The 14,924-nt window shown below is 46.3% G+C and carries 13 protein-coding genes and 1 other annotated feature; of the genes, 2 read left to right on the top strand and 11 right to left on the bottom strand.

Annotation, left to right across the window (positions count from 1 at the left end; all coding sequences use genetic code 11):
* Nucleotides 1–391: 391 nt before the first annotated feature.
* From K0I62_RS11465 to hisG, 9 genes are all read right to left on the bottom strand, one after another.
* Nucleotides 392–1,498, bottom strand: a complete 1,107-nt coding sequence (locus K0I62_RS11465) for a phosphoribosylaminoimidazolesuccinocarboxamide synthase (RefSeq protein ID WP_220068272.1) — start codon at nt 1,496–1,498, stop codon at nt 392–394.
* Between the two features lie 247 nt (nt 1,499–1,745).
* Nucleotides 1,746–2,366 carry a bifunctional phosphoribosyl-AMP cyclohydrolase/phosphoribosyl-ATP diphosphatase HisIE gene (gene hisIE, locus K0I62_RS11460; protein ID WP_220068271.1) on the bottom strand — a complete coding sequence of 207 codons (621 nt, stop codon included), beginning with the start codon at nt 2,364–2,366 and terminating at the stop codon, nt 1,746–1,748.
* A 32-nt stretch (nt 2,367–2,398) separates the two neighbouring features.
* Entirely contained in the window at nt 2,399–3,172 is a 774-nt protein-coding gene (gene hisF / locus K0I62_RS11455) for an imidazole glycerol phosphate synthase subunit HisF (protein ID WP_220068270.1), read from the bottom strand.
* On the bottom strand, nt 3,154–3,891 hold the full coding sequence (gene hisA, locus K0I62_RS11450; protein WP_220068269.1) for a 1-(5-phosphoribosyl)-5-[(5-phosphoribosylamino)methylideneamino]imidazole-4-carboxamide isomerase: 738 nt from the start codon (nt 3,889–3,891) through the stop codon (nt 3,154–3,156). Before hisA ends, hisF begins: the two co-directional genes overlap by 19 nt.
* Nucleotides 3,888–4,559 carry an imidazole glycerol phosphate synthase subunit HisH gene (gene hisH / locus K0I62_RS11445; RefSeq protein ID WP_220068268.1) on the bottom strand — a complete coding sequence of 224 codons (672 nt, stop codon included), beginning with the start codon at nt 4,557–4,559 and terminating at the stop codon, nt 3,888–3,890. The genes hisA and hisH overlap by 4 nt, the downstream gene beginning before the upstream one ends.
* Nucleotides 4,556–5,623 (bottom strand): bifunctional histidinol-phosphatase/imidazoleglycerol-phosphate dehydratase HisB, encoded by a 1,068-nt coding sequence (hisB, locus tag K0I62_RS11440; RefSeq protein ID WP_220068267.1) that lies wholly within the window; start codon nt 5,621–5,623, stop codon nt 4,556–4,558. The genes hisH and hisB overlap by 4 nt, the downstream gene beginning before the upstream one ends.
* A gap of 81 nt (nt 5,624–5,704) precedes the next feature.
* Complete coding sequence (gene hisC / locus K0I62_RS11435; RefSeq protein ID WP_220068266.1) at nt 5,705–6,751, bottom strand: histidinol-phosphate transaminase; 1,047 nt, start codon at nt 6,749–6,751, stop codon at nt 5,705–5,707.
* A gap of 1 nt (nt 6,752) precedes the next feature.
* A complete protein-coding gene (gene hisD / locus K0I62_RS11430) occupies nt 6,753–8,069 on the bottom strand; it encodes a histidinol dehydrogenase (protein ID WP_220071364.1) in 1,317 nt (438 codons plus the stop codon).
* Between the two features lie 43 nt (nt 8,070–8,112).
* A complete protein-coding gene (hisG, locus tag K0I62_RS11425) occupies nt 8,113–9,012 on the bottom strand; it encodes an ATP phosphoribosyltransferase (protein ID WP_220068265.1) in 900 nt (299 codons plus the stop codon).
* A gap of 62 nt (nt 9,013–9,074) precedes the next feature.
* Nucleotides 9,075–9,195, bottom strand: a sequence feature (His leader region).
* 260 nt (nt 9,196–9,455) lie between these two features.
* Here hisG and yoaA point away from each other — a divergent pair.
* On the top strand, nt 9,456–11,384 hold the full coding sequence (gene yoaA, locus K0I62_RS11420; protein WP_258404988.1) for a DNA repair helicase YoaA: 1,929 nt from the start codon (nt 9,456–9,458) through the stop codon (nt 11,382–11,384).
* Between the two features lie 106 nt (nt 11,385–11,490).
* On the opposite strand, the gene K0I62_RS11415 is transcribed toward yoaA, so the two are convergent.
* Nucleotides 11,491–12,792: an NAD(P)/FAD-dependent oxidoreductase gene (locus tag K0I62_RS11415; RefSeq protein ID WP_220068264.1), complete on the bottom strand. Its 1,302-nt coding sequence runs from the start codon at nt 12,790–12,792 to the stop codon at nt 11,491–11,493.
* A 34-nt stretch (nt 12,793–12,826) separates the two neighbouring features.
* On the bottom strand, nt 12,827–13,720 hold the full coding sequence (locus K0I62_RS11410; RefSeq protein ID WP_258404987.1) for a DMT family transporter: 894 nt from the start codon (nt 13,718–13,720) through the stop codon (nt 12,827–12,829).
* Nucleotides 13,721–14,189: 469 nt separating this feature from the next.
* Here K0I62_RS11410 and tsaB point away from each other — a divergent pair, with 469 nt between their 5' ends.
* Nucleotides 14,190–14,903, top strand: coding sequence for a tRNA (adenosine(37)-N6)-threonylcarbamoyltransferase complex dimerization subunit type 1 TsaB (tsaB, locus tag K0I62_RS11405; protein ID WP_220068263.1), 714 nt, complete (start codon nt 14,190–14,192; stop codon nt 14,901–14,903).
* Nucleotides 14,904–14,924 lie beyond the last annotated feature (21 nt).

Here is a 14,924-nt window from a genome sequence, read left to right as displayed (position 1 = left end):
GATCATGTCGATTGATTGTGTCTCGGTTGGTTTAATGTGATGGTTTTTAGATTTCAATATTGAGTTTGATAATAAATACCAATGTTAAGTAAGTGTTTTGATTGAGTTCTTTGTCTTACTTTCGAATGCTAGACTGTTGATCTTTAAAGTATTTGATTATCCTGTGTGAAACATTCTTGTAACTTAATTAAAGCTGGGTAACATCGATTATGTGAGGCATTTATCATGATGGGGTTGGCTATATTTCATAATGTGCTAATTGTAAGTAATTATTTCTGATCAAAGTCTTACATTAAATTTTGTTCATTGTGTTCGCCAATGCCGGAGAACATTTAATAAAAAAGCGCAATCACCTAAAAGGTCGATTGCGCTTTTTTGTATATCATTTAATTTATTCCACGATAAGCTGATACTCGTCACGGAGGATATCAATGACTTCCTGACGTGGGTTGTCACTTAAGACAAGTTTTTTGCCTATGATAGTTTCAGCTATACCAACATAGGTATTTGAGATATCCATCATCACTTCTGTTGGCAACTTATTATCACGAGCGAGAGCAAAACGCTCGGGCATACGCTCTTTGTTCAGCAGAATATCAGGATCAGGGAAGTGATTTAGTAACCACTGGCGGAAGCCCTCTTTTGATTTCTCAACGATCTTGCCGTTGCGGCGAGCTTCACCATCCCAAATTCGTGATGAGTCAGGAGTGCCGACTTCATCCATGTAGATAAGCTTCTCTTGGCCGCTGGCATCTTTTACGTAGCCAAACTCAAATTTGGTATCGACAAAAATTTGATCTTGTTCTGCTAAAGCATCACTGATGACGGCAAAGCCTTCCTTTAGCAGCTTTTCATATAAATCGATATCGCTTTTCGCATGGAAGTTAAATCCTTCTAGATGACGCTCAAGATCGGCGCGAGATACATTAACATCATCAGCTTCCGGCACGCCTTCAAGACCCGTTAACACGCCTTTGGTTGATGGGGTGATTAATACTTCATCTAGCTTTTGATCCTTCTCTAAGCCTTCAGGTAGCGTGATACCGCAAAAATCACGCTCGCCTTTGCTATAAGCGCGCCACATCGATCCAGTAATGTACTGTCTTGCAATCGCCTCAACCATCACTGGTTTAGCTTTTTGTACGATCCACACAAATGGATGTGGTACATCGAGAATATGACTATCGGCCAGTCCTTTCTCTTTAAACAGTTTGAACCAATGATTTGAGATGGCATTAAGTGCAGCGCCTTTTCCAGGTACGCCATTTAAGCCGTTTTCACCTTGCCAAATGCAGTCAAAGGCCGAAATACGGTCGCTGATCACCATAATGGCCAGTGGCGTATCAGCTGGTACGTCATATCCTTTTTGCTCGATAAGACGGGCACTGTCTTCGGCGGTGAGCCAATATACACTGCGTACTTTGCCAGAATGAACTGCTTTATCTGTACGGATCGGCAGATCATCGTTAACGGCTAAAACTTTGTTTGATTGATTCATAGGGTTTTATTTTTTATGTAATGAGTAGAGGGATAAATTACGCCGAAATTGTAGCAGAACTCGCGACTGACAACAGCTCTTTCGCCATAAAAGCGCCTAGAAAACAGTGTGTTTTATTTTGCAGATGATCAATCTCTTAGAGCTGGATATAAAAGTGCTAAAACTCTTACTTTTATGGGATTTTAAGCAATAAAAAGGAGGTCGCTCAGCATAGAGTTAGCTCCTTCTTAATTTATATCTAACAGTATTACTGACTAGACTTGCGATGGCGTGCTAGTAAGTTAGCCGTAATATCTGCCAATGTTAATTCTTGATCTTCAAGTAGCACTAACAAGTGATAGATAAGATCGGATGCTTCGTCGATTAGTTCGGGTTTATCATTCGTCGCTGCAGCGAGCGCGGTTTCTAATCCTTCTTCGCCAACTTTTTGGGCGATACGTTTAGTGCCTCGCTCAAACAGGTGAGCCGTGTAACTGCTCTTGGCATCTTGGCCCTTGCGGGATTTGATGAGTTTCGCCAAGTTATCGATAAACGTATGCGCATCCCCGTCTGGCCAGCAGCTTTCCCGTTCGAGGTGACAAGTGGGACCATTGGGGATCACTTGCACTAATAAGCTGTCATTGTCGCAGTCACAATCGATGGCCACTAAATCTAGGGTGTTACCAGAGGTCTCACCTTTGGTCCACAGCCGCTGTTTACTGCGACTAAAGAAGGTGACCATTTTGGTGTCTAGGGTTTTTGTTAATGCGGCTTTATCCATATAGCCGAGCATTAATACTTTACCTGTAAGGTAGTTTTGCACCACGGCAGGCATAAGTCCCTGCTGTTTATCCCAATCGAGTTGGGCAAATTGTTCAATGGTTTTCATTGTTTATCCTTAAGCTTAATAACTGACGTCGCTTAAATTCGCATGCTAATGCCGTTGTCGATGAGGTAACGTTTTAATGCTTGAATGTCGATGATCCCTTTATGAAATACACTTGCGGCTAATGCTGCATCCACTTTGGCCTCTTCAAACACTTCTTTAAAGTGCGCCATCGTGCCAGCGCCACCAGAGGCAATTAATGGGACATCGCATATCGCCCTGATCATTGAGAGCTGTTTTAGATCATAGCCTTGGCGCACGCCGTCTTGGTTCATCACATTGAGTACGATTTCGCCGCAGCCGCGCTTTTGCACCTCTTCGACCCAGTCTTGGGTATACCATTGGGTATCTTTGGTGGCGGCTTCGTCACCGGTAAACTGTTTCACCTTGTAGCTGTGACTGTCGGCGTCATAAAAGGAGTCGATGCCGATGACGATGCATTGGCGGCCAAACTCATCTTGCAGGCGATCGATAAGGCTAGGATCGCTCAAAGCCGGTGAGTTGATGGAGATCTTATCGGCACCAAAGGCAAGCTTCTCACGCGCCTGCTCGATACTCTTGATGCCACCAGCAACACAGAAGGGGATATCTATCTGCTCAGCGACGCGGCTAACCCAGCTTTTATCGACAACTCTGTCGTGAGCGCTGGCGGTGATGTCGTAAAACACCAGTTCATCGGCGCCCTCGAGCGCGTAACGTGCGGCCAGTGGCACGATATCGCCGACAATTTCATGGTTACGAAACTGCACGCCTTTAACCACTTTACCTTCGCGTACATCGAGACAGGGGACTATGCGTTTGGCCAACATTGGATTGCCTCCGAAGCAGTAAAGTTTTCAATTAACAGTGCTTTGCCGATAATAATCCCGCTAGCGCCGCTATCTCTTACTGCTGCAACATCCTCGAGGCTAGCGATGCCACCAGAGGCTTGCCATGCAATATCGGGATAAAGTTGAGCTATTTCTTGGTATAATTCGGTGTTGCTGCCCTTAAGCGTACCATCACGGCTGATGTCGGTCACCAGCGCGTGTTTTAGGCCAAAAGGCTTAAAAGCCTCGACCAGTGATTCAAGGGTTTTACCACCACCCGACTGCCAACCCGATACGGCAACGATTTTTTCGCCTTGCTCATTGATATTGACATCGAGTGCTAAGCAGATGGCGTCGCTGCCATATTTGGTAAACCAGCTTTGGACCAGCGCGGTCTCTTTCACTGCGAGCGAGCCTATTACCACCCGTTTGACGCCGATTTCGAGCAGCTCAGCCACTTGTGCCTCACTGCGAATACCACCGCCCACTTGAATATTGGCATCGAGTCCGTTTACTAACTCAGCGATCAATGTTGTTTGGCGTTGCTCTGGGTCTTTCGCACCAGTAAGGTCAACGATATGTAGCCATTTGGCGCCTTGAGCTTGATAAGATTGCAGCTGGCTTAATGGGCTTAAGGCAAAAGTCGTTTGTTGGTTATAGTCGCCTTGATAGAGGCGAACCACTTGGCCGTCGATAAGATCGATTGCAGGAATGATCATTGGGCGGCCTCCGATCTTTGTGGGGTTAGATTGTCACGGGTCATTTTCATAAAATTTTTCAGGATCTGCGCGCCAATGGCGGCACTTTTTTCAGGGTGAAATTGCACCCCCATAAAATTATCTTTAGCGATAGCAGCGCTAAAAGCTTCACCATATTCACTCTTGGCTATGGTGTATTGACTGATTGGCGCGCGGTAGCTATGAACAAAATAGACATAACTGCCAGCGGCAATTCCTGCAAACAGTGGGTGGTCAGTTGGCGTTATCTGGTTCCAGCCCATGTGAGGCAGTGGTAGTCCATGGCTATCGAGGTCGCCAATCTCTGTGTCGATAAGTTCTAAGCAACGACAACCGTCAGTGCTGCTTTGAGCCGCAAAGTTACCGCGCTCAGTCGATGAGTTGGTCATCATCTGCATGCCAAGGCAGACGCCCAGTACGGGTTGGGTTAATGACTTAATGGTATCAACGAGGGACTTGTCATTAAGTGATGCCATAGCCGCTTGAGCGCTACCCACACCGGGTAGTACGACCCGGGTAGCTGCGTTGATCTTGGCCAAATCGTCACAAATTTCAACATCGGCACCGATGCGCTCAAAAGCATAGCGAACCGAGCTTAAATTGGCGCAGCCTGTGTCGATGATTATGGTGCTGTCTTTATCATTGCTCATAACACACCTTTACTTGATGGCAAGGCATCACCCTCGACTTTGACGGCTTGGCGAAGGGTACGACCAAGCACTTTAAATAGACTTTCAACTTTGTGGTGATCGTTATCGCCATTGGTAGATAAGTGCAGAGTACAGCGCAGTCCGTCGGCGAAAGAGCGGAAAAAATGCGGCACCATTTCGGTGGCCATTTCGCCCACCATTTCACGTTCAAATTGGCCGTCAAACTTAATGAATGGTCGACCTGATAGGTCCAGCAAACAAGATGCACTGGCTTCATCCATCGGGATGCTAAAGCCAAAGCGGGCGATGCCGCGCTTGTCACCCAGGGCTTGTCTTAGTGCGTCACCAATAGCCAACGCGGTATCTTCAACGCTGTGGTGATCGTCAATCTCTAAGTCGCCATCGACGCTGACATCCATCTTAAAGCTGCCGTGGGTAGCGATTTGGTCGAGCATGTGGTCAAAAAAGCCTATGCCTGTATTGATGTCACTTTTCTGTTGGCTATCTAAATCAATAGTGACGCGAATGTCGGTTTCTTTGGTGGTACGTACAACGGTTGCAACGCGATCGTTGCTTAGCAGCTTATCGGCAATCGCATCCCAGTTTAGGGTCTCACGGTTGTATTGCAGTCCCGCTATTCCCATGGCATCGGCAAGACCTAGATCGGTTTCTCGGTCGCCAATTACGGCTGATGCGGTAAAATCGACGCGGCCTTCGGTAAGATAGGATTTTACTAAACCCAATTTAGGTTTGCGACAACTGCAGTTTTCATCATTAAAGTGAGGGCAGATAAGCACCTCATCGAAGACCACACCTTGACTGGTTAAGATCTGCATCATCATGTTTTGCGGGGCATCAAAATCATCTTTTGGGAATGACGGTGTGCCTAATCCATCTTGGTTACTGACCATCACGAGCCGATAACCCGCTTTTTGTAGCTTAAGTAGTGCAGGGATAACTTGTGGCTCAAAGACCAACTTGGCTAAGCTATCAACTTGTTTGTCGGTGATTGGCTCTTCGATGATGGTGCCATCTCTATCGATAAAAAGGATCTTTTGCTTCATCTTTATTCTACCTTCAATTTCAATTCTTATTCTGTGCCGCTATCTAGGGTTATATTGGTTAATGTCAGTGCTTCGCGGCCACTAATCGACGAGCAGATTGATTAACGTATCAGTTTGCTCATCGCTGGCAAAACTAAAGCGAATACTGTCAGCAAGGGCGGGGTCTTTGTAAGCGCGGGTAACAACACCACCTTGTTTAAGTTTATTTTGCATCTCGGTCACATCATTAAAGCTCGCCAGCACAAAGTTGCCATTGGCGGGTAGCACTTTAGCACCGATGCGCAGTAAGGCTTCACTGAGTCGTAAACCATTTTGTTTAAGTTGGCTGACTTGTTGTTTCATGGTGTCGATCCCTTGTGGGTTTAGCGCCTCGCAAGCAAGATTCGATACTGGCAAAGGCACTGGGTAGGGCGCGATGACTCGCATCACCATTTCAATGATCTCACTATTGGCGAGCATAAAGCCGCAGCGCGCGCCAGCCAGCGCAAATGCTTTGGACAAGGTGCGTAGCACTATGAGGTTGTCAAACTGGTCGATAAGGTTGGCAACGCTGTAGTCTGGGCAAAACTCGATATAGGCTTCATCGACAACAACGAGTGCATCAGGCAGCTTTGCGATAACCTGCGCTATTACCTCTGGGCTAATGACTGTACCAGTGGGATTGTTGGGGTTACAAATAAACACTAACTTAGCATCAGTAACTTGTTCTGCGATATCATTTGGCAGTTGATACTCATCATTGAGACGCAGGGCATTAACGCCGACATTAAAGGTTTGTGCGCTAATGGCGTACATACCATAGGTCGGGCCAAAACAGGCGATACTATCTTTGCCCGGCACACAAAATGTGCGGATCAATAGTTCAATGGCTTCATCGGCACCGCGACTAGTGACGACTTGTTCGCAGCGCACCTTGGCGTATTGCGCATAGGCGTTAATGAGTGCTGGTGGCTGACATTCAGGATAACGGTTGAGATTATCGATATCACTGTTGTTAAAAGGCGACTCATTGGCATTGATCCAAATTTGACCCTCACCTCCAATGCGGCGTGCAGATTGATAGGGCTGCAGCGTCAGTAGTTCTGGGCGTGCAAGTCGCTCGGCAATAGTTAACTTCTGCTGACCCATATTAGGCTTCCTTCTCTATATTTGTTTCGGTTTCAATGCTAAGTAGGCGCACTGCAACGGCATTTCTGTGCGCATCGAGTTGCTCGGCGCTAGCAAGTGTCATTACGCTTTGGCCTAGCCCCATTAAACCTTCTGCACTGAGTTCTTGCACGGTAAATCGGCGGCTAAAATCGGCAAGTGATAGGCTAGATACGGCTCTGCTATAACCGTAAGTGGGTAACACATGATTGGTGCCACTGGCGTAATCGCCAACCGACTCAGGTGTGTAAGCCCCTAAAAATACCGACCCTGCTGCGCGAATTTGCTTAAGTAGCTCACGGGGCGCATTGGTTTGAATAATTAAGTGTTCTGGGCCATAACGGTTGGATACCTTGGCCGCTTCGTTCATATCGTCAACTAATATGGTACGGCTGCAACTTAATGCCGTTGTCGCAATATCGGCTCTAGGTAATAGCGCAAGTTGCTGCTGCAGTGCTTGATTGACTTCATTAGCGAGGTTTTGACTGTCGGTGACCAGCATTACTTGAGAGTCTGGGCCGTGCTCCGCTTGAGATAATAGGTCGGCGGCAATAAAGCTGGGGTTAGCGTCTTCATCTGCGATAACTAAGACCTCTGATGGGCCCGCTGGCATATCGATACTCACCACGCAGCGACTATCTTGGGATACCAGACGTTTAGCTTCGGTGACATAGCGATTACCGGGGCCAAAAATCTTATCTACCGCAGGGATCGTCTCAGTGCCTAATGCGAGGGCTGCGATGGCTTGGGCACCGCCCACTTGAAAAATCTCTGTGATCCCACATGCATTGGCAGCGTAGACGATGGCATCATCAATAGGGGGAGGGCTGACCAATACACGTTGCTCACATCCCGCAATGTTGGCTGGCAATGCGAGCATCAATACGGTGGAAATGAGCGGTGCACTGCCTCCAGGAATATAGAGCCCCACTTTCTCGATAGGCTCACTGCGAAGCTCACAGCGCACACCCGTTTGAGTTTCAACATCAATACCTTGAAATGCTTGCGCTTTATGGAAGGTCTCAATGTTGCTCATCGCTTGCGCGATGGCAGTTTTTATCTCATCGTTAACCCTAGCGCAAGCGGCCTTTATCTCAACGTCAGACAGTGCAAGTTCATCTAACTCGACGTCATCAAACTGCTTTGAAAACTGCTTGAGCGCGACATCACCTTCGTTAGCCACCTTATCAATAATGTTTTTGACACTTTGCTCTAGCGCCAAATCGCCAACGAGGGGAGAGCGCTGCAACGCCTGTTGTTGCTCAGCAAGGCTTAACTCTGCCCACTTGAGTTGTTGCATCTCGACCTTAATCACATTAGTACTCGTCGTTAATGTCATAGTGTTAACCCATCATTTTTTCGATTGGCATGACCAGTATTGAACTGGCTCCGAGCTGAGTCAGCTCCTCCATAGTATCCCAGAACAGATCTTCAGTGCTTACCGCGTGGATAGCGACGCGATTGGTATCATCATTCAAGGGCAGTACGGTTGGGTTCTCTGCACCAGGTAACAGGGCCACAATTTGATCGAGAGTTTCGGTAGGGGCGTGTAGTAGAATATATTTACTCTCTTTGGCACGTACAACGCCATTGATACGAGAGAGGATTTTGTTGATCAACGCTTGCTTTTTTGGGGTTTGCTCTTGTGTCGATTGAATGATGCAAGCCATAGATTGGTAGATCACTTCAGTTTCATACAGGCCATTTGCTTCTAGAGTGGCCCCAGTTGATACCAAGTCACAGATCCCATCGGCAAGGCCTGCACGAGGCGCGACTTCCACCGATCCCTTGAGCATACAGTCGCGATAACTTATGCCCTTTTTTTGCATATAACGGCGAAGTAGATTCGGGTAAGAGGTGGCGATTCTAAGCCCTTCGAGTGAGGTCGCATCTTGATAACTAAATTCGGTTGGTACGGCAAGTGATAGTCGACAGGCGCCAAAATCAAGCTCTCTCAGCTTGAGGCATTCCGATGGTTTGCCTAAGGTTTGACGCTCAATCTGCTCCTCTTCGAGCACGTTTTCACCAATGATGCCGAGATCAACCACGCCATCCATGACTAAACCAGGAATATCATCGTCACGCACACGCAGAAGGTCGATTGGCATATTGTCAGAGTGTGCGATAAGGCGTTGTTCGTTAACGTTAAACTTAACACCACAACTTTTTAATAGCTTTTGTGATTCTTTAGATAGGCGCCCCGATTTCTGGATGGCGATACGTAATCTGTTTGACTCTGACATAACTGACTTCCTCTACGTTGATTCAATAAAATTAATTGTATAAAAACAAAAGCTTAAATTTAAAACTAAAAACCCCCGGAATTCCTTCCAGGGGTTTTTGATCTTTCTTGAATCAACCGCCAGAAGGAAATAGTCCTCCGGCAGTAAGCGTCCGAAGGCTACCGCATATGATGGTGATGATGGATAGTGTTCAAACGCTGTGTCATATTCTTTTCTCGTGTCGATAATTGTGTAATTTGGCGATGCTTTCGCCTAAGTTGTATTTAAACTAATCAAGATTGGATGTTTATGCAACCCTTATTTTACTGCAATGAAAAATATTCACCTTTTCGAGCAAACTTGTTATCCAAATAGCTATCTTGGTAACGGCCTCTACTTGTACTCAAAGGTGAAACACGGATAATGCCTGCATCACTTTATATCAGATTGAGCATGGACCTAGATTGACCAGCAGCAGATTAACCCAAGAGGTGCAGCGGATATTTGCTAATGACGGCGTCATTGCCCATTTAGTGAGTGGCTACAGTTGTCGACCTCAACAGCAACAAATGGCGTCGGCAGTGAGCGAGGCCATTTGGAATGGTCAAAATCTGGTCGTGGAGGCGGGAACCGGTGTGGGGAAAACCTATGCCTATCTTGTTCCTGCGCTGTTAAGTGGTAAGCAAATTATTGTCAGTACCGGCAGTAAAAACTTACAAGAACAGCTGTTTTTTAAAGACTTGCCTGCACTGCAACAGATGCTCGATATCAAACTGAAGGTCGCGTTACTTAAAGGGCGTAGTAACTATCTGTGTCAGCGCAATATGGAGCGGCAACTCAGCGGCGCCGATGTGATGGATAGCCAAGTGTTAGATGATCTTTTGCGGATCAATCAATGGGCGGGTCAGACCATCGATGGCGACATCGGCGGGATAAATTCAGTTTCGGAGAACTCAGCGGCGCTGCCGTTAGTCGTGAGCTCAAAAGAGAGTTGCATCGGCAAGGCCTGCGAGCATTATGAAGCCTGTTTTACCCGTAAAGCGCGGCAAAAGGCGATGGATGCTAAGGTGATCGTGGTTAACCATCATCTGTTTTTTGCCGATAGTATTCTAAAAGAGACCGGGTTTGCCGAGCTATTGCCCGATACCGATGCGGTTATCTTCGATGAGGCTCACCTGCTGCCCGATATTGCGGTGACTTATTTTGGTCAGCAACTGAGTATCAAAAGTTTACTTAATCTTATTGAACAATTTGCCAACCTTTATCGACAATCTATGGCTGACTCGCCGCAGATAGCAGCCATGACGGCACGTTGTTTAACCCAACTTGAACAATGGCAATCTTTAATGTTTGCAACAGAGCAAGTGGATTGGCGTTACTTACTCGGTAATCGAGAGTTGATGGCCGCCTCGTGGGGATTGCTAGAGGAGCTAACTGCCTATAAAAATATGTTGCTCGGATATCTTGGCCGTAATGAAGAGTTCGATGATTGTGTTGAAAAACTCGATGCTTACTTAAGTAAATTGGCGGTATTTTTCCAATGTGATAATCACAATAGCGCCTACAGCGTCGAATATGGCTATCGACATATCCTGCTGCGTATTTCACCTATCAATGTGGCCAAGGAGTGTGAAGCACTGTTTCGAGCTGACACCAGTTGGATCTTTACCTCAGCGACCTTACAAATTAATCGTGATCTTAGTCTATTCACCAAATCACTTGGGCTTAATGCTGCTAAAAGCTTGATCTTAGATAGTCCATTTGACTATGGCCGCCAAGCGCTATTTTGTGTGCCTCGTCATCTTGGCAGCGTCAGCCAACATGATAATGCCACTAAGCAGCTGGTTGATGTGGCGATAAAAGCTATCAATGCCGCTAAAGGTCGCACTTTCATGCTGTTTACTAGTCATCGAATGCTCAATCAGGTGGCGCAAGCGCTACACGGTCGAGTGCAATATCCCTTATTAGTGCAGGGCCAGGCGGGCAAACAAACCTTGCTGAAAAAGTATCGTCAATTGGGCAATGCGGTCTTGTTGGGGACGGGGGCGTTTTGGGAGGGCGTCGATGTGCGCGGTAAGCTGTTAAGCTGCGTTATTATTGATAAACTGCCGTTTATGTCACCCGATGACACCTTGTATAAGGCGAGAGCCGAAGGGGTTATGCGTGAAGGTAACGACCCTTTTATGAGCTTATCTTTGCCGCAAGCGGTTATCACCTTAAATCAAGGCGTAGGTCGATTGATCCGTGATGAAAAAGATCGCGGCGTATTGATCTTGTGTGATAACCGTATCGTTAATCGCCCCTACGGACAGGCATTTATCAACTCTTTGCCACCCATGCATCGTACCCGAGATCTGAGTGTAGCCATCGATTTTCTTGAGCAGATAGAATGATGACAACCGAAGGATAAAACGGCTCAAATGATCCGTTTTATCCCGAGTTTCTATAGGTGCTATCTTATCTTCTACAGGTTTAAATTCAGTCGATAATCTTTTGTTCTCAGTGTAGCTTCATTCTTGGGCGCACGACTCGCATCACTTTTTCTGCCACCCATAAGGCAAAGGTTTTAGCCACGCCATGAATCGCTTTTTGGTGCATACGATAAAGCGAGATATACATAAAGCGGGCAATTTTACCTTCGACAAACATGCTGTTTTTGGTCAAGTTACCCATTAAACTACCGACGGTACTAAAGCGCGATAAGTTAACTAACGACCCATGATCGATATATTCATATTCAATCAAACTTTTACCCTTGATTTCATTAAGAATATTAGTTTCGACGCATTGGGCCATCTGATGGGCAGATTGCGCTCTCGGTGGCACAAAACTGCCATCAGCTTGCTTACAGGCGCAGCAGTCGCCGATCACATAGAGTGAGTCATTGGTGAGACTTTGCAGTGTCGGCTTGACCACTATCTGATTGGCGCGATTAAGCTCTAATCCATCTATTTGTCGAATAAATTCTGGCGCCTTAACGCCTGCCGCCCACAGCATAAGGTGTGCATCGATAAGTTCAGATTCTGAGGTTAAGAATCCTTTCGCTGTGGCTTCGCTGATGCGGGTGTTTTGCCTGACTTCTACCCCAAGTTTTGTGAGTTCGCGAGTGGCTGATGCGGCAATTCGCTCTGGTAGTGCGGGGAGAATTCGAGGCCCAGCTTCAATCAAGCTAATGCTGAGTTTATCGGCGGTCATTTTGCTTAAGCCATAGACTTTAAGGAGTTCGGTGACGTGATATAGCTCTGCTGACAACTCAACGCCTGTGGCGCCGCCGCCAACAATAGCAATTTTTAGTGCACCGAGTTCATCCGATTGATGTACTCGGGTAAAGCTATCTAACAATGCATCGTGAAATCGATTGGCCTGCTGGTGGGAGTCTAAAAAGTAGCAGTGCTCTTGTACTCCAGGCGTGCCAAAATCGTTACTTACGCTGCCAACTGCGAGTACCAATTTATCGTAACTCAATTGTCTGCTGGGCAATAGCGATTCGCCGTTGGCGTTAACAATGGGGGCTAAAGTAATACATTTTTGTTTTAAGTCGATATTATTGAGTTCACCCAGTTGAAATTGGTACCCATGCTTTACGGCGTGAGCCGAATAAACCACACCATCGAGATCGGCATCGAGTGAACCAGTTGCGACTTCATGTAGTAGCGGCTTCCAAATGTGGGTGCGGTTTTTATCGATTAAGATAATTTCTGCTTCTCCCTTCTTGCCGAGCTTATGGCCTAACTGGGTGGCGAGACCGAGTCCGCCAGCGCCGCCTCCAACAATAACAATCCTCATTTGTTTGATGCTCATACTCGCTTCCTATGTAATGCTTTGCCGTTATTGCCTATGACAACTTATTGCTAAATCTCACCTGTATGAGACCTGCAATAGTGATCAAACCGCAACCGATTAATTGTATAAATGTTAGATATTGTGAAAACAGTGTCCAACCTATGAGAACCACGGTAACCGGCTCTATATAGGCTAAGGTTCCGAATGTCGCTGCAGGTAATGCACGTAGTGCTTTAACCGCAAATAGGATGGCCAAGAAACCTGGTAATAAGCCAATGAGGAGCAACCAGCCCCATTGCTGCGTTGTTGGTATCACCGGATTGGAGAAGGTAAATGGTAATAAACAGCAGGCGCCCACAATAAGCTGCACTAAGGTACTCTGATAGGGCGTACTGATCACGGGGCGGCGATTAATTAACATAAATCCGCTGTAGGTCAGTAGTGCTAGTAGAGCATAACCATAGCCTAACCATTGCTTTGGATCATCATTTAGGGCGTCTAAACTTGGCAGAATAAACAACACACCCATAAGGGCAGTCAATATCGCCATAATATTAAATCTATTAAGTTTTTCTGCAAATAGGACGTGCGCAAACAGCGCCGTGACCAATGGGGCCAGATAGATCACCATCACTGCATTTGCCATGTTGATGTAGTTAATGGCTTCGACATAAAAAGCCATAAAGCCCGCTAGCATTGCGCCATTAATGACATTTTGTTTGCTGGGTTGATGCAGAATTTGAACGCTTTTACCCGTTAGCGTCATATAGACGATTAAGCAGAACGCGCCAATAAACAGCCGATAAAAAGTAATTGTCGAGGCGTCAAGGTGAGCGGCTTGTGCCAGTGCACCTATGGTTCCCATCATTACTGCTGATAACAGTGCCAGTCCCATGGCGTTCATTTCGCTGCTTGGCGTCGCTATATTCAACTGAGCATTGTTCAAGATGGCTTCCTAGATGACGTATTGGTCGTGTGTTTGTTTCCAGTGGTTTGTCATTTTCCAGTTTGTGATTGGTCAATCTGTAAACGAAAAGCGTGTTAATTGGCAGCCGGTTCATTGCTCAAGTGTGAATTAACGGCCTAATGTCTTATAGTTGCCGCTATGGTATCGGTTTTTGCTGTATTAGAAAATCGAAAATTGATAAACCAAAATGATAATCGTCGAGGAGCAATATTATGGGGAATAGCGCTAAGTTGTTAACGACAATTAAGTAAGTTTGGCTATACCTAAGCGTCAATTACGCTATAATCTGCGCCATTAATCGTCGATGTGTTGCCGTTATCAGTGATGACTGATGTCCAATAGTATAGATATTGTTGGACAGATTAAATGCCACTTGTTAGATGTGACTTTTGAAGTGGTTTAGGTATGACGGCACCCATGACGCTCGCTTTTTACTTTGGTTAGACACATGCCCCAAAATACAAATGATGTTACCCAGTTAACTATTCTTGCGCTCGATACCTGTACTGAGTCTTGTTCAGTTGCATTGACTCATAATGGCCATATTTATGCTGAGCAAGCCGATGCGCCACGTGAACATAGTCAGCGTCTTCTTCCTATGGTCGATAAAGTATTAAAAGAGGCCGACATCGATTTAAGTGCGGTCTCTTTAATCGCTTATGGCCGCGGCCCAGGCAGTTTCACCGGAATACGTATCTGCACTTCGATGACCCAAGGACTCGCCTTAGGCCAAGATCTCCCTGTTGTTGGCATTTCAACGTTGCAGGCGATGGCACAGGCGGCGATTGATCATCAGGGCGCCGAGCAGATAGTTACGGCGATCGATGCGCGTATGGGTGAAGTCTATTGGGGCGAGTTTGTGAATCGCCAAGGTCTTGCAACTTTAATTAATAATGAAATGGTATGCAGGCCAGAAGAGGTTAGCCGAGGTTTGGATTATCAACAGCCTGTTTACGCATGTGGAACCGGTTTTGATGCTTATCCTGAATTAGTTATCAGCGGTATGCAGCTCCTCGCCGATGACAAGTTTCCCGAAGCGCGATATATGCTTCCTTTGGCCGTCAATGCACACACCAATGGGGAGTCGACCGATGTAGAAGGTCTGCAACCTGTTTATTTAAGAGATACGGTAACGTGGAAAAAGCTTCCTGGTCGTGAGTAATTTGGTTTAACCTCATAGTTT

The organism is Shewanella psychrotolerans, from assembly GCF_019457595.1.
GTDB classification, from domain to species: domain Bacteria; phylum Pseudomonadota; class Gammaproteobacteria; order Enterobacterales; family Shewanellaceae; genus Shewanella; species Shewanella psychrotolerans.
Note: the sequence above shows the minus strand (reverse complement) of the source record. Positions and strands in the feature narration are given on the sequence as shown.

What these genes read in the sequence shown, in the direction of transcription:
- K0I62_RS11465 (WP_220068272.1), bottom strand. Translation starts at nt 1,498, where the DNA reads ATGAATCAATCAAACAAAGTTTTAGCCGTTAACGATGATCTGCCGATC.
- hisIE (WP_220068271.1), bottom strand. Translation starts at nt 2,366, where the DNA reads ATGAAAACCATTGAACAATTTGCCCAACTCGATTGGGATAAACAGCAG.
- hisF (WP_220068270.1), bottom strand. Translation starts at nt 3,172, where the DNA reads ATGTTGGCCAAACGCATAGTCCCCTGTCTCGATGTACGCGAAGGTAAA.
- hisA (WP_220068269.1), bottom strand. Translation starts at nt 3,891, where the DNA reads ATGATCATTCCTGCAATCGATCTTATCGACGGCCAAGTGGTTCGCCTC.
- hisH (WP_220068268.1), bottom strand. Translation starts at nt 4,559, where the DNA reads ATGAGCAATGATAAAGACAGCACCATAATCATCGACACAGGCTGCGCC.
- hisB (WP_220068267.1), bottom strand. Translation starts at nt 5,623, where the DNA reads ATGAAGCAAAAGATCCTTTTTATCGATAGAGATGGCACCATCATCGAA.
- hisC (WP_220068266.1), bottom strand. Translation starts at nt 6,751, where the DNA reads ATGGGTCAGCAGAAGTTAACTATTGCCGAGCGACTTGCACGCCCAGAA.
- hisD (WP_220071364.1), bottom strand. Translation starts at nt 8,069, where the DNA reads ATGCAACAACTCAAGTGGGCAGAGTTAAGCCTTGCTGAGCAACAACAG.
- hisG (WP_220068265.1), bottom strand. Translation starts at nt 9,012, where the DNA reads ATGTCAGAGTCAAACAGATTACGTATCGCCATCCAGAAATCGGGGCGC.
- K0I62_RS11415 (WP_220068264.1), bottom strand. Translation starts at nt 12,792, where the DNA reads ATGAGCATCAAACAAATGAGGATTGTTATTGTTGGAGGCGGCGCTGGC.
- tsaB (WP_220068263.1), top strand. Translation starts at nt 14,190, where the DNA reads ATGCCCCAAAATACAAATGATGTTACCCAGTTAACTATTCTTGCGCTC.